This is a genomic window from Klebsiella sp. R390, from assembly GCF_051131745.1.
GTDB lineage: Bacteria > Pseudomonadota > Gammaproteobacteria > Enterobacterales > Enterobacteriaceae > Klebsiella.
On sequence record NZ_CP180445.1, the window covers coordinates 576,764 to 590,389 of the forward strand.

12 protein-coding genes and 2 pseudogenes are annotated in these 13,626 nt (G+C 52.9%); 12 read left to right on the top strand and 2 right to left on the bottom strand.

Features of this window, described 5'->3' with window-relative positions:
• Positions 1 to 333 precede the first annotated feature (333 nt).
• The 7 genes from ACMYSP_RS02680 (at position 334) to ACMYSP_RS02710 (ending at position 9,152) form a co-directional block, all read left to right on the top strand.
• A complete protein-coding gene (locus tag ACMYSP_RS02680; protein WP_434585425.1) occupies positions 334 to 1,029 on the top strand; it encodes an oligogalacturonate-specific porin KdgM family protein in 696 nt (231 codons plus the stop codon).
• Between the two features lie 15 nt (positions 1,030 to 1,044).
• Positions 1,045 to 2,337 carry a histidine-type phosphatase gene (locus tag ACMYSP_RS02685; protein ID WP_434585426.1) on the top strand — a complete coding sequence of 431 codons (1,293 nt, stop codon included), beginning with the start codon at positions 1,045 to 1,047 and terminating at the stop codon, positions 2,335 to 2,337.
• 217 nt (positions 2,338 to 2,554) lie between these two features.
• Entirely contained in the window at positions 2,555 to 4,378 is a 1,824-nt protein-coding gene (locus ACMYSP_RS02690; RefSeq protein ID WP_434585427.1) for an ABC transporter permease, read from the top strand.
• Position 4,379: 1 nt separating this feature from the next.
• On the top strand, positions 4,380 to 5,459 hold the full coding sequence (locus ACMYSP_RS02695) for an ABC transporter ATP-binding protein (protein ID WP_434585428.1): 1,080 nt from the start codon (positions 4,380 to 4,382) through the stop codon (positions 5,457 to 5,459).
• A gap of 26 nt (positions 5,460 to 5,485) precedes the next feature.
• Entirely contained in the window at positions 5,486 to 6,589 is a 1,104-nt protein-coding gene (locus ACMYSP_RS02700; RefSeq protein ID WP_434585429.1) for an ABC transporter substrate-binding protein, read from the top strand.
• 54 nt (positions 6,590 to 6,643) lie between these two features.
• Entirely contained in the window at positions 6,644 to 8,083 is a 1,440-nt protein-coding gene (locus tag ACMYSP_RS02705; protein WP_434585430.1) for an inositol monophosphatase family protein, read from the top strand.
• Positions 8,073 to 9,152: a LacI family DNA-binding transcriptional regulator gene (locus ACMYSP_RS02710; RefSeq protein WP_434585431.1), complete on the top strand. Its 1,080-nt coding sequence runs from the start codon at positions 8,073 to 8,075 to the stop codon at positions 9,150 to 9,152. The genes ACMYSP_RS02705 and ACMYSP_RS02710 overlap by 11 nt, the downstream gene beginning before the upstream one ends.
• A 368-nt stretch (positions 9,153 to 9,520) precedes the next feature.
• Here the strand turns inward: ACMYSP_RS02710 and ACMYSP_RS02715 are convergent, their stop codons facing one another.
• Positions 9,521 to 9,769, bottom strand: a complete 249-nt coding sequence (locus ACMYSP_RS02715; protein ID WP_434585432.1) for a DUF4282 domain-containing protein — start codon at positions 9,767 to 9,769, stop codon at positions 9,521 to 9,523.
• A gap of 295 nt (positions 9,770 to 10,064) precedes the next feature.
• Here ACMYSP_RS02715 and tssD point away from each other — a divergent pair.
• From tssD to ACMYSP_RS02730, 3 genes and pseudogenes are all read left to right on the top strand, one after another.
• Positions 10,065 to 10,274, top strand: a pseudogene (tssD, locus tag ACMYSP_RS02720) (type VI secretion system tube protein TssD); the annotation flags it as partial.
• Between the two features lie 16 nt (positions 10,275 to 10,290).
• Entirely contained in the window at positions 10,291 to 10,422 is a 132-nt protein-coding gene (locus tag ACMYSP_RS02725) for a hypothetical protein (RefSeq protein WP_434585433.1), read from the top strand.
• A gap of 256 nt (positions 10,423 to 10,678) precedes the next feature.
• A pseudogene (locus ACMYSP_RS02730) lies at positions 10,679 to 10,840 on the top strand (IS3 family transposase); the annotation flags it as partial.
• A 159-nt stretch (positions 10,841 to 10,999) separates the two neighbouring features.
• On the opposite strand, the gene icd reads toward ACMYSP_RS02730, so the two are convergent.
• Positions 11,000 to 12,250, bottom strand: a complete 1,251-nt coding sequence (icd, locus tag ACMYSP_RS02735) for an NADP-dependent isocitrate dehydrogenase (protein ID WP_434585434.1) — start codon at positions 12,248 to 12,250, stop codon at positions 11,000 to 11,002.
• 234 nt (positions 12,251 to 12,484) lie between these two features.
• Between icd and rluE the strand changes: the two genes are divergently transcribed.
• Positions 12,485 to 13,135, top strand: a complete 651-nt coding sequence (rluE, locus tag ACMYSP_RS02740) for a 23S rRNA pseudouridine(2457) synthase RluE (RefSeq protein ID WP_434585435.1) — start codon at positions 12,485 to 12,487, stop codon at positions 13,133 to 13,135.
• A gap of 20 nt (positions 13,136 to 13,155) precedes the next feature.
• Positions 13,156 to 13,614 carry an NUDIX hydrolase gene (locus ACMYSP_RS02745; protein ID WP_123753865.1) on the top strand — a complete coding sequence of 153 codons (459 nt, stop codon included), beginning with the start codon at positions 13,156 to 13,158 and terminating at the stop codon, positions 13,612 to 13,614.
• Positions 13,615 to 13,626 lie beyond the last annotated feature (12 nt).

A 13,626-nucleotide genomic window follows, 5' to 3' on the forward strand; every position in this document is an offset into this window, starting at 1 on the left:
GTCGCCAGGAAGTTTAGCCGGGCCATGGCGGCCTCACCGTTAGTGCAAAAAGACTCATGATGAAAAAAATATGCAAAAATTTCTCCCGTGAATGGGAGCGATCGGCTCCGTCATTAAATTCTACAGCGCTCGTGATGTACGGTGGTGTGCAATACATTTCACCATCAGTGAATAGATGTCAGACGTCATCGTCCTCTTTCTTCTATTTCATGGCTGGAGCTAATACCCCACCAATAATATCAAGTCACAAATATTGATTAAAAATGAAACCTGACTGAAATATTCAATCCGTAGACTCCGGCACCTCATGATTAACTCCAGATAAGATACAAAATGATTAACAAGACTATATTTTTTGCGATAGCCAGCAGCAGCCTGCTTTTTACATCACAGGCAGCTCTCGCCCTGGAAATAAACTACGAACACAAGTATGAGGACATTTCAAAAGAACATACGGATGAGGTGGAAATCGCCCATGATTTTGAATCAGGCATCGGCATTGGTACTAAATTAAAATTTCACCCAGAGGAGAAATCAAATGGTGATGCAGGGGATTTTTTCGATCGCCGAAAACTCAGCGATAAAGAATTCAAAGTCAACTACACTCAAAAAATAACCAGCAAGCTCAGCGTTGAGCCCGGGATGACCTACACCATTAAAGAAGACGAAGAGAAATACAAACCTTCAATAAAATTTAAATATCGCCTGTTTGATTCAACAAAATTCGCGCTACGCTATCGTAAAGAAATCAGCGATCGTGATGATAAACCAACCAAGCGAGTTGACAGAATCGATGCTGAAATATCACAAGAGATCGGTGATTTCAAATTAAGCTATACCTTTACCGGGTATCATGGTAATGAAAAGTTGTATAATAACAAACCCTCAGATATTGAACATGAGTTTGAAATCGGTTATCAACTCAGCCGTCATTTCTCACCTTATATTGGGGTTAAAAACATAGCCGTTTCGAAAAGCTCTGCCGAGCGACAGACGGAATTTATTACCGGCATCACTTACGAATTTTAAGACGGGGACACGCAAATGAAGAAATTACTGACCTTGCCACTGCTGCTTGCCAGCCTGATACCCTCGTCGTATGCGGCTGCCGCAGAGAGTCCACGCTATGAACTTGAAAAGGTCGTGATGCTCAGTCGCCACGGCGTTCGTCCGCAAACAGATACCGCAGGGCTGGAAGAAGCCACCGGGAGAAAGTGGCCACAGTGGAGTGTTCCTGAAGGATTTCTGACCGGACATGGTTATGCTGGGATGATGGCTCAGGGCGCATGGCAGCTGGAAAACTGGCGCTCACGCGGACTAATGCTCGGTCATAAAGGGCACTGCCCTATGTCTGGGAAAGTGTGGCTGTGGGCAGCCCCCGACCAGAGAACGAAAGCGACCGGTGTCGCCCTGCTGGACGGTATGTTCCCAGGCTGCGGTGTTGCGGTTCACACCTCTGAACATCAGCAGGACCCACTCTTTGATACGATTGAAATGGGCATTGCCAAACCGAACGAACAACTCGTCTATCAGCAAGTGCGCGAAAGAACAGGGTCTTCCATTGAGGCACAAAAGAAGTATGCAACCGCAGTCGCTGATTTACGCCGTGCGGTATGTACCGATGAGCAAAAGAGTTGTGAATTCCTGGATAAATCCTGGGAAGTAAAAATAAATGATAAAGGGAAAGCGAAATTAAGCGGGCCGGTATCAAAAGGCGCGTCGATTGGTGAAACCATCCGGCTGCAATACAGTGAGAATTTACCATTATCCGACGTTGCTTTTGGACATGCCCGCAATGCTCAGGAGGTGAATAAATTAATGGCCTTGCATGCCGCAAAGTATGATTTGGTGAGTAACACTATGGAATATGCTCGTCACGGTGGCTCGATATTAATGCGTCAACTACTTGGTGCATTATCCTCCGAAGTCAATCCTGACAATAATACCAACAGCCCGCCCCAATGGCACAGCCCGTTAATTATTTTCGTCGGCCATGACAGCAATATTTCGCAAATCCAGACAATGCTCGGCTTTAACTGGCAGCTACCAGATTACCCTCGAAACGATATTCCACCTGGCGGCAGTTTAATTATGGCTCGCTACCTTGATAAACAGACGGGAGAAAGATGGGTTCAACTGACATTCAGTGCCAGAACATTGGAGCAGTGGCGTCAACTTTCTCCGCTCAATGCGCACAATCCGCTTCCGGTAGCTGAATTTACTCACGCCGGGTGCCATAAAACGGCTATCGGGGTGTTGTGCCCACTAAAGACTTTTGTGAGTCTGGCCGAGAAAAATATGGTGAGTGATGGTGAGAACATCAGCGTATTTCAATAACGATAAGTGCCTTTCCGAGGAGTAAGTTCTTCGCCACAGAATTGTCAGCCAATAATCCTGTTTGCGCAGTGGTTAATCGCCCCTCTATTTCCCCCCCATGCTCATTGGGGGGGAGAAATAATCTCGAAAATATTTGCACATAGGTGCAAACAATTCGCAAAACTGTCACATTCCGCCGATATATTCCTGACTGTCTTTCACAGCCAGGGGTAACCCCGTGTCTTACCAATACGAAATCAGCCACCGTCGTGCCGTATGGCCCAAACTCCGCCACACGCTGTCAATCATCAAACAAGAGCCCGCTAATCTGCTGGGGGCGCTGCTGTTGCTGCTGTTTAGTTGGATAATTCTCGCGCCAGTCGTTTCCGTGTTATTGAATGCCGTGCTGGTGCAAAGTGGTGACGAGGGTCGTATCGGGGCGGAGGAAGGCGATCTTACCGCCTGGTACATACTGCGCACGCTAACCTCACGGATGTCCGACCTGCTGCTCTGGACACCGCTGCTTAATACCCTGGCCGTCGCCTTCACCACCGTAGCGACCGCGCTGGTGGTCGGTGTCTCGCTGGCATGGCTTATTCACCGGACAGATATTGCTGGCAGAAAAGGATTTGCCACCCTACTTATCGTGCCGTTTATGCTGCCCTCCTGGACCTTTGCCCTGGCCTGGAACACGCTATTCAAAAACCACGCCATTGGCGGCCAACCGGGATGGCTCGAGGCGATGGGGGTCCAGACGCCGGACTGGGTAGCCTATGGCTACTTCCCGATCGTCGCGATCATGGTACTGCACTACACCCCGCTGGTGATCCTGATTGTGGGCAATGCCCTCAAACGGATGGACAGCCAGATGGAAGAGTGCGCCCGGGTACTCGGCGCTTCACGTTCGGCGATTGCCTTTAAAATCATCATTCCACTCGTGCGTCCGGCACTGCTTTCCGCCGCGCTGCTTATTTTCGCCGACTGCATCGGCGAGTTCGCCCTCCCCTATATCCTCGGGTTGCCGGTGCATTTCGATACGCTTTCCACCGGGTTGTACCGGGCAATCGGGACGCGTCAGTCCGGCGTCGCGGCCGTCATCGCGACGGTGATTATGCTGATGGGCATGCTGACCCTGATACTGGATATGAAAATGCTGCGCGAGGCAAAACGCTTTGTCACGGTAGGGGGAAAAGGGGTGATGGAACGCCGCCGCAGCCTGGGCCGCTGGCGTACTGCCGCCGGGGCGCTGCCGCTGGCCTTCGTGCTGCTGGGCGTGGCTATCCCGCTATTAACCCTGTTTTTGTCCACGGTGATGATCCTGCCGGGCCGTTTTAGCGCCGATAACTTCACGCTTGCCTACTGGATCGGTCATAACCTCGACACCGTGGCGCTGCATAACGGTATTTTGCTGTCGCCAGAGTTCTGGCAAGCCGCCGGAAATACCTTACTGATCGTGGGTTCAGCCTCCGTCGCCTGCGGCATACTCGGCCTGCTGGTCGGTTACGCCGTCATGCGCAGCCACTTTCGTTGGATGTCAGCCCTGCTGCGCCAACTGACGTTTCTGCCCTATCTGGTGCCCGGTATCGCCTTTGCCGCCGCGTTTCTTTCACTCTTCGCCGTCGCTCGTGGGCCAGTGCCTGCATTGTACGGAACACCACTGATTCTGGTACTGGCCCTCATCGCCGAAAAAATGCCTTACGCCAGCCGCTCCGGGATAGCGGCGATGACCCAGTTAGGCAAAGAAGCTGAAGAAGCGGCACGCATCGCCGGTGCCGGGTGGTTCGCCCGTATCCGCCGTATCGTTATTCCTATTCAGGCCGCACCGCTGGCGACCGGGATCCTGCTGCCGTTTATCTCGGGCATTAAAGGCGTCAGCCTGTTCGTCATACTGGCCACCCCTGCGACGGACGTTTTGACCACCTGGTCTCTACGCCTGATTGACTACAACTACCAGCAGGCGGCCAACGCCGTCGTGCTGATGATAGCCCTGATTTCATGGGCTGGTACCGTGATGATCCAAAAGATCACCGGCACCGGTCTGGCTGATGGTCTGGAGAAATAAGATGCCTACGATCCAGTTAACGAATTTGACGAAAACCTACCCTGGTAGCGATGCCCCAGCAGTTAACCATATCAATCTGATGGTGAAAGACGGCGAGTTTATGTGCCTGTTAGGGCCCTCCGGCTGTGGCAAAACCACCATCCTGCGAATGATTGCCGGCATTGAGCACGCCAGCAGCGGTGAAATCCGTATCGCCGATAAGATTGTCGACTCGGTAGCCCGTGGCACCTATGTCCCCCCAGAAAAACGGGGGATCGGGCTGGTCTTCCAAAGTTATGCCCTGTGGCCGCACATGACCGTTGAGCAGAATGTGGATTTTGGCTTGCGCCTGCAAAAAGTATCCACCGAAGAGCGCCTCGCCCGCTGTCAGGACGTCATGGAAAAACTGCGCATTGCTGATTACGCCAAACGCTACCCGGAACAGCTTTCCGGTGGCCAGCAACAACGGGTTGCCCTCGCCCGCATGCTGGCGGTAAACCCTGGGGTTTTGCTGCTGGATGAACCGCTTTCTAATCTGGATGCCACCCTACGCCTTGAGATGCGCGCCGAGTTACGTCGACTCCATGAAACCTTTGGCACCACCATTGTATTTGTCAGCCACGACCAGTGGGAGGCGATGACGCTTGCCACGACCATTGCGGTTATGAGCGCCGGGCACATGCAGCAGGTGGGGACACCAGATGAAATATATGCCACCCCGGCGAATCGTTTTGTTGCCGAGTTTATCGGCACGCCGCGCTTGAATATGATCCCGCTTCACCATCCAGGTAGCGAGCTGGCACGGCACCTGCAGCAGCGGTTTACCCTGCACGACCAGACCCGGCACTGCGGCATCCGGCCTGAAGAGATAGTGCTCAGCGATGAGGCTGCCACCAATGGTATCCCTATGACTATCGATAACATTATGCCTACCGGCGGTAGCTGGGTGATCGAGCTGGTCAGCGGTGAGGATCGCCTGTTCCACTCGACACAGTTGCGACCGCGCTGGCAGGCACGCCAACAGGTCCACTGCCAGCTTCCGACGTCTTCCCTGCACTTCTTTAATCATCACGGGTTACGTCACGACGTTGCCGCCAGTTAACCCAAATTGACCTCTTAAGGATCCCCATGAAGCGTAACTTAACCGCCTTGTTTATCGCCTGCGCCCTGTTGAACAGTGCTGGCGCCCGTGCCGAAAACGCCGATATCGAGGCGCTGCTAGCGGCCGCAAAACAGGAGCAGCCGATAACCGTTTATGCCTCTACTGGCAAAATCGTGGAGCAGGCAAAAGCCTTTAGCAAACAATATGGCTTACAGGCCAACGGGGTGAAGGCCGATGCACCACAGATTATTGAAATTATGAGCCGGGAAGCCCAGGCCAATAACGTCCGGGCTGATGTAGCCATTGTGGAGGATGCGCCTGCAGGGATCGCTCAACTGCTGAAAAAAGGCTATGTCCAGAGCTGGGTCCCTGAGGATCTGAAAGGCCACATTGCTGCGCGCTATCAGGATCCGCTGACCGTCGTGCTGGCGCCAAATGTGTTTGCTTATAACACTGCACATCACAGCACGTGTCCGATAACGAATATCTGGCAGTTGACCGAAACGAAATGGCGCGGCCGCATCGCCATGCAAGACCCCACCAGCAAACCGGCCTATACCGACTGGTTCAGCCAGATGGAGACCCACTATGACCAGCAGGTGCGCGACGCTTACCAGCAAGCCTTTGGCAAGCCGCTGCAAACTACTGAATCGTCCGCTACTGCAGCGTTTGTCAAAGCGCTGGCCGCCAATGGCGTCTTGCTGACTCATTCTGATAACGACGCCGCTTCCGCTATCGGCGCACCGGATGGTAAGACCGACTTTGTTGGCCTGGTCTCTACCGCAAAATTCCGCGACAACAAACAGGGGATGAAGCTGGGACTGTGCGGCGAGCTGAAGCCATTTATCGGCTGGAATTACCCCAGCCTCGGCGTCATTGCCACCGGCAGTAAAAGCCCGAATACCGCCAGATTATTTATGCGCTACCTGCTGACTGCAGAAGGGATTGCACCGCAGGGTGTTGACGGAAAAATGTCCACCAACTCGACCGTTGCCTTGCCGGCAAATGAAGCATCCGGCATTGAGAAATATCGCGGCGCGCTAATGGAGTATCTGACCTCTACTGCGCAGGAGGACTGGAAAAGCCGCCAGGACTGGCAGGATATCTGGAGCCTGAACTATAAAAAGTAGTTCCCATGGATGATCAACAGGCACCTCTCTTTCATTGACAACAGGCAACGTATTTTGACCACTATCGATATTGAACAGCGCGAAGCCGCACTCAAACGCATTATTGTCGACGCCGGGGATACCGCCCTGCGTTTTTTCCTCTCTCGTAAAGCCGGCGAGTACGAATTAAAGGGTCACCAGGATATTCTGACCGAGGCCGATACTTTCGTTGAAGCGCTGATTCGGGATGCGCTCGGCAGTATGTTCCCTCAGGACACGATCCTTGGTGAAGAGGCTGCCTGCCACCCCGGCAACGCAGAGAGCCTGTGGGTTGTGGACCCGATTGACGGTACCGCCAACTTTGCCCGCGGGATTGCTCATTTTTGTGTCTGCATCGCCTGGGTTCGTGACGGCATTACCGAGCTCGGAGCCATTTATAACCCGGTCAGCCAGGAACTGTATCTGGCTCGCCGCGGCCACTACGCGCTGAAAAATGACCAGCCGCTGCACTGCACTACGGTGTCCGACACCCGCCGGGCAGCCGTAGAGCTGGGCTGGTCTGCGCGCCATAGTCAGCGCAACTATCTTGAGGTGATGTCCGCTCTCCTTAATCTGGGTACCAGCGTCCGCCGCGGCGGGTCCGGAGCGTTGGCGCTGGCGTGGGTGGCGGAGGGCCGCACCGACGGCTACGTCGAGATTCATATGAACGCATGGGACTGTCTGGCGGGGCTGCTGCTGGTACGGGAAGCCGGTGGTAAAATCGGTGCCGTTCCCGATAACGCGGAGGGCATCTTCAACGGCCTGCCCGTCCTGGCAGCCGCGCCGGGCATCGCCGACGACCTGGCTCATGCCTCAGGGATCCCGCTGGCGGCCGGTTCCCAGCCTGCGGCGACGGCAACGCTTGAGGGCAAACGCTACCTTCGTCCTCCTGTCAGTCTGATTGTGGAAGATTTTCCTGGTTGGGGCGTGGACATCTATATCGGCGACTCCAGCGGAGTAAGCGATGTTGCGCTGCTGGCAGCTCATGATATTGGTGTCGTGATTAACTGTGCGGTAAACCTCGATATTGACTGGGTGACGGTGCCGGAGAGCGGTGCGACGCCCCCTCTTCTCACCTTCGGTTCGGGCCCGGTGCGCTACTACAAACTGGGGCTGGTCGATGGCGACGGCAATGCGCCGGAGATGCTACACGCGGGCTACCAGCTGATGCGTTCAGCGCTGTTGCAGCAGATTCCAGAAAAGGCCTCCTACCGCAACCGCAAGCGGGGCAATATCCTCGTTAACTGCCGTGGTGGGCGCAGCCGTTCTGTAGCTCTGGTGGCATTGTTCATGCACCTCGAGTGCCCCAGCCGCTTCCCGACCCTCGATGACGCCATCGCATTGATCCGTGATAAACGCCAGCTCCATCCGGATGAATGGTTTGAAACACCGAAGCCGTCGCTGATCCGTCTGGCGGAACATGCCATTCTGCGTGAACAGTCATGCAGCGCAGTGGAACACTGTAATGAGTCATAATAACCAGAACAAGACCACCGGTTTCGCCAGCGCCACTGAGGTGGCGCGCCTGGCGGGCGTCTCCCGTTCAGCGGTGTCGCGTACGTTCACGCCGGGCCGCAGCGTTTCTGAAGAAACTCGCCGTAAAGTGCTGGCCGCAGCCGAGGTGCTCAATTACCACGTCAATCACCTGGCCCGCGGGCTATCCAAGGAAGCCAGTCGACCGGTCTGTATTTTGGGTGGCAATCTCGCCTCCCCTTATCAGTCAAGTTTGTTGGATCATCTGACTCGCCGCCTCAATAAAGCGGGGCGCGCGGTAATGGTGATCAACACTGATGAGGGTGAAGTCAGTGCCCGGGAAGCGTTGCAGCAGACGCTGAACTATCGCTCCACGGCGACAATCGTGCTTTCGGGAAAGCCTCCCGAGTCACTGATCCAGCTCTGTTTGCAAAGCGGGCAACAGGTCATATTGATCAACCGTATGGGGCAATTTCCCAGCGCAGAGAACATTGATATTGACTACCGTACGACGATGACGGAGGCGCTCGACCACCTGATAGCGGCAGAGTGCCATCATCTGGCGCTGGTTTCCTCCTCCGCGCGATCGCCAAGTATGGTGATCCGTGAAACGCGCTTTTTGGATGCCGCCGCCGCCGCCGGCCGTGATGTCGCGTTTATTAGCCCAGGCACAACCAGTTATCACACCGGCGTGCTTGCCGCGCGCGAATTGCTAAGCCAGGCGACACCGCCTGACGGCGTTTTCTGTGTCACTGACCTTATCGCCTGCGGCTTCATTGACGCCGCACGTCACGAGTTTGGTTTGCGTATTCCGCAAGATATTTGCGTTATCGGCTTCGATGATATCGAACAGGCCAGTTGGCAGGGCTATCAGCTTACCACCTTCTCTCAGCCGCTGGCTGAGATGGCAAAAGCCGCTTGTGAACGGATTCTTTCCCCTGCCGGAGACCACCCAGGGAGCCAGTATTTTGATGCACGGCTGGTCAAACGCAAAACACTGCGTGAACCACGCCTTCCGCAGCAAGAAACGGGAGGAGCGGATCGCGCAATGGAACCGGACCAGGACGGTTAATCACAATATGGCTTGGTCTCAGCCAGGGGGACGTTTTTCAACCGATACCGCCTATACATGCAGTGCCGTTATTTCGGGAGATGATTAACAATACAGATTGTGTCGTTCAGGCTCACTCACGACCATAATATATTGAGCAATGAAGCTGCGAGGTTAACAAAAGTGTTCTGCATATTCATTTCGTAAATATATATAGCCAATGAATTACAACCTGCAGGTCACCGCCAACTGAGCGAGCCCCGGTGAACTTACTTAAGTCAGTGATTTGGGTGAGTGATGGCAGTTGGAAGACGACGGGTATAACAACAAGTATTATGGCAATCCCGCTCATCTTAATCGCAGCCCTGCTAAGATGAGCGGGAAGATGATTATTTTGGCTGTTCGATGTTCTCTGCGATACGGCGCAGATATTCATTATTTTTGAAAGCAATCATGATCAGCTCAAAAGCGACCCGGCAGCCAATCATACTGAAAATAGTGCCAAAGAATCCGGCGATGAATTGCCCGTTAAACATAGAAAAAATGCCGCCAACGATGATAAGCACCATAAGCAGCCAATACAGAAACACCAACACTTTAGGTGTAATCAAATGGTCAAAACCCAAGAGGACTTTCATTTTAACTCCTGTAAAAAATAAACTTCATCCAAAAGAAAAAATGAATATACGAAGAACATTTCAAAATGTAAATATTTATTATTACAATACTGTCCTTTCAGAAGAGAGACGTTTTACGCCTACCTATTGGCAACGATTTGAAGGAAAAAAAACGGGAACCAAATAGGCTCCCGTTGTTGTTTAACCCCAAATCATTCACCCACCCTATGGCACAAATTGCCAGGCATAACCCTTTAAAATAAAAGCCTATTAGTTAAGAATTGCACTTCTTACACTGATAATTCGAGGTTTTAAAATGGCTATTCCTGCTTACTTATGGCTGAAGGATGATGGCGGTGCAGGCATCAAAGGCTCGGTAGATGTTCAAGATCGAGAAGAGAGTATCGAAGTCCTGTCTTTTGGCCACGGGCTGCATATTCCTACAGATAGCAACACCGGAAAACTTACGGGCACGCGTATGCATTCTCCGATAACGTTGGAGAAAGAGTTCGACTCTTCTTCACCCTGCCGGACCACGCGGGTTGAGCGAAGGATGCATCACACTTCTACACCTGAGTGATTTCGACTATCTGAGAGCAGCTATGCTCAAAACTACGATGATCCCCGTTCCATGTACCAGTTTTAAAGCCTACGGGACGATCGCCGTTATATGAAAAAGCCGATGAGAGTATTTGTTTCCACTATCTGCACATGCGTAGTGTTCGTTTTCGCTTCCAGGCTGTGGTTTGATTTCGTACCACTGGAATGGATATACACGCTTAAGATTTTTTTTAATGTTGCAGAAGGTATAGAAGCGACTGAAGATATTATGATCCTCACCGGCATTTTGTTTGGAATCAGTTCCGCGGGGGTTGTCTTTATTGTGGTTTTCCTTAAATCAAAAAAATGCATTTGAGCCAAGGCCCGTGCGTCTGCGGTCGGTGTTTCCGAACCTTCAACGCGGTGGATGATTTTAATAGTGAGGCTCTGTCCATAGAAATTGACCTGAATATTCCTGCACCGCAGGTAATCCGGGTACTCGACAGGATAGTGGCAAACTGTGGATATCCACTGACGATGTGGATATATAACAGCCGCGCTTACAAGCAGTTTTCTGCTTCAGCCGACAATCCATCTTTCCTTAGGTTCTCCAAATTCATCCGATGCTGCTGTGTGTTGGGGAAAGATTTTGAACGATCGTAAAAAAGGGAGCCGCCAGGCTCCCTTCTGTCTTTAATCAGCGATGGCTGATTACATGTTCGCGATGATCGCGTCGCCAAACTCGCTACATTTCAGCAGTTTAGCGCCTTCCATCAGACGTTCAAAGTCATAGGTCACGGTCTTAGCGGCGATTGCGCCTTCGGTGCCTTTAACGATCAGGTCTGCGGCTTCGAACCACTGCATGTGGCGCAGCATCATCTCAGCGGACAGAATAATTGAACCTGGGTTCACTTTATCCTGACCTGCATATTTCGGTGCAGTACCGTGGGTTGCTTCGAACAGTGCACACTCGTCACCGATGTTTGCACCCGGAGCGATACCGATACCACCAACCTGTGCCGCCAGGGCATCAGAGATGTAGTCACCGTTCAGGTTCATACAAGCAATGACATCGTACTCAGCCGGACGCAGCAGGATCTGCTGCAGGAAGGCGTCAGCGATAACGTCTTTGATGATGATCTCTTTACCGGTGTTCGGGTTTTTGATCTTCTGCCACGGGCCGCCGTCAATCAGTTCGCCACCGAACTCTTCGCGAATCAGCTGGTAACCCCAGTCTTTGAACGCGCCTTCGGTGAACTTCATGATGTTGCCTTTGTGTACCAGGGTCAGCGAATCGCGATCGTTAGTGATAGCGTATTCGATAGCCGCACGAACCAGGCGCTTGGTGCCTTCTTCGGAGCACGGCTTGATACCGATACCGCAATGTTCCGGGAAGCGAATTTTCTTCACGCCCATCTCATCGCGCAGGAATTTGATCACTTTTTCAGCTTCAGCAGAGTCTGCTTTCCACTCGATACCAGCATAGATATCTTCGGAGTTTTCACGGAAGATAACCATGTCAGTCAGTTCAGGATGTTTAACCGGGCTCGGAGTACCCTGGTAGTAACGTACTGGACGCAGGCAGACATAGAGGTCCAGTTCCTGGCGCAGCGCAACGTTCAGAGAACGAATACCGCCGCCAACTGGCGTCGTCAGAGGGCCTTTGATAGCAACACGATAGTCACGAATCAGATCAAGAGTTTCGGCAGGCAGCCAGACGTCCTGGCCATAAACCTGGGTCGATTTTTCGCCGGTGTAAATTTCCATCCAGGAAATTTTACGCTCGCCTTTATAGGCTTTCTCAACGGCGGCATCCACCACTTTCAGCATCGCTGGGGTCACATCAACACCGATACCATCACCCTCGATAAACGGGATGATCGGGTTGTTAGGGACATTCAGTTTGCCATCTTGCAGGGTGATTTTCTGACCTTCCGCCGGAACTACTACTTTGCTTTCCATTAACCTCTCCTTCGAGCGCTTCTGGTTCTGCTCTTCCTTTTCACACTAACCGAGCGTTGGCTTTATCCGCCCACTCCTGCCACCGGGTCGTCCCGCTAACCGGAGATTCGCGTCCGTGCCGCCTTCTAGTAGCGCGAATCAGTTTGAGCAATATTTTTGTTAAAAAATTGTGATGAGCATGTCAATACTACCTGAATGTTTGCGTCCATGAAAGGCATTCGTAATTAGGCTATAATGCGGCAATTGCCAGGATCTGAAAATACCATGCAGAAAACTTCATTTAGAAAACATCGCGTTGAGCGATTCAGCTCACAACAAAGTGCCAGACAACGCAAAGAACACCAGCCAAAACGCGTCATCTTGTTTAATAAACCCTACGATGTGTTGCCGCAATTTACTGACGAAGCCGGGCGCAGCACCCTAAAAGATTTTGTTCCGGTCGCCGGCGTCTATGCCGCAGGTCGTCTTGACCGCGACAGCGAAGGGCTATTGGTGCTGACAAACGACGGCGCGCTGCAGGCGCAGCTGACCCAACCGGGTAAACGCACCGGTAAAATTTACTATGTCCAGGTCGAGGGCCAGCCGACAGACGAGGCCCTGACTGCGTTGCGCGATGGCGTCACGCTCAATGATGGCCCCACCCTGCCCGCCGGTATTGAACCAGTGGCTGAACCCGCCTGGCTGTGGGCGCGAAACCCGCCCATCCGCGAACGTAAAGCGATTCCGACCACCTGGCTGAAGATCACCCTTTATGAAGGGCGTAATCGTCAGGTTCGCCGCATGACCGCCCACGTGGGATACCCGACGCTGCGTCTGATTCGTTACGCCATGGGTGGTTACACTCTCGACGGTCTGGCCAACGGTGAATGGCGCCAGGTTGAGTAATCACAAAAGGAACCCACCGAATGTTTAAACCGCACGTTACCGTCGCCTGCATCGTTCATGCGCAGGACAAATTTCTCATCGTTGAGGAAACCATCAACGGTAAAGCACTATGGAACCAGCCCGCAGGTCACCTCGAAGCTGATGAAACCCTGGTACAGGCCGCTGAACGCGAACTGTGGGAAGAGACCGGCATTCGCGCGACGCCGCAACATTTTATCCGCATGCATCAGTGGATAGCCCCCGACAAAACGCCATTTTTACGCTTCCTGTTCGCCATTGAACTTAACGATATGTGCGCCACTGAACCGCATGACAGCGATATCGACCGTTGCCTGTGGCTGAGCGCGGAGGAGATCCTCAACGCGCCAAATCTACGCTCCCAACTGGTTGCCGAGAGCATCCGCAGCTATCAACAGGACCCGCGCCAGCCGCTGTCACTGATTGGCGCGTTTAACTGGCCGCTCCTGGGGGGTGCCTGAGCCGCTAGTGCG

What these genes read in the sequence shown, in the direction of transcription:
- ACMYSP_RS02710 (WP_434585431.1), top strand. Translation starts at nt 8,073, where the DNA reads ATGAGTCATAATAACCAGAACAAGACCACCGGTTTCGCCAGCGCCACT.
- ACMYSP_RS02745 (WP_123753865.1), top strand. Translation starts at nt 13,156, where the DNA reads ATGTTTAAACCGCACGTTACCGTCGCCTGCATCGTTCATGCGCAGGAC.
- ACMYSP_RS02680 (WP_434585425.1), top strand. Translation starts at nt 334, where the DNA reads ATGATTAACAAGACTATATTTTTTGCGATAGCCAGCAGCAGCCTGCTT.
- rluE (WP_434585435.1), top strand. Translation starts at nt 12,485, where the DNA reads ATGCGGCAATTGCCAGGATCTGAAAATACCATGCAGAAAACTTCATTT.
- icd (WP_434585434.1), bottom strand. Translation starts at nt 12,250, where the DNA reads ATGGAAAGCAAAGTAGTAGTTCCGGCGGAAGGTCAGAAAATCACCCTG.
- ACMYSP_RS02695 (WP_434585428.1), top strand. Translation starts at nt 4,380, where the DNA reads ATGCCTACGATCCAGTTAACGAATTTGACGAAAACCTACCCTGGTAGC.
- ACMYSP_RS02700 (WP_434585429.1), top strand. Translation starts at nt 5,486, where the DNA reads ATGAAGCGTAACTTAACCGCCTTGTTTATCGCCTGCGCCCTGTTGAAC.
- ACMYSP_RS02715 (WP_434585432.1), bottom strand. Translation starts at nt 9,769, where the DNA reads ATGAAAGTCCTCTTGGGTTTTGACCATTTGATTACACCTAAAGTGTTG.
- ACMYSP_RS02685 (WP_434585426.1), top strand. Translation starts at nt 1,045, where the DNA reads ATGAAGAAATTACTGACCTTGCCACTGCTGCTTGCCAGCCTGATACCC.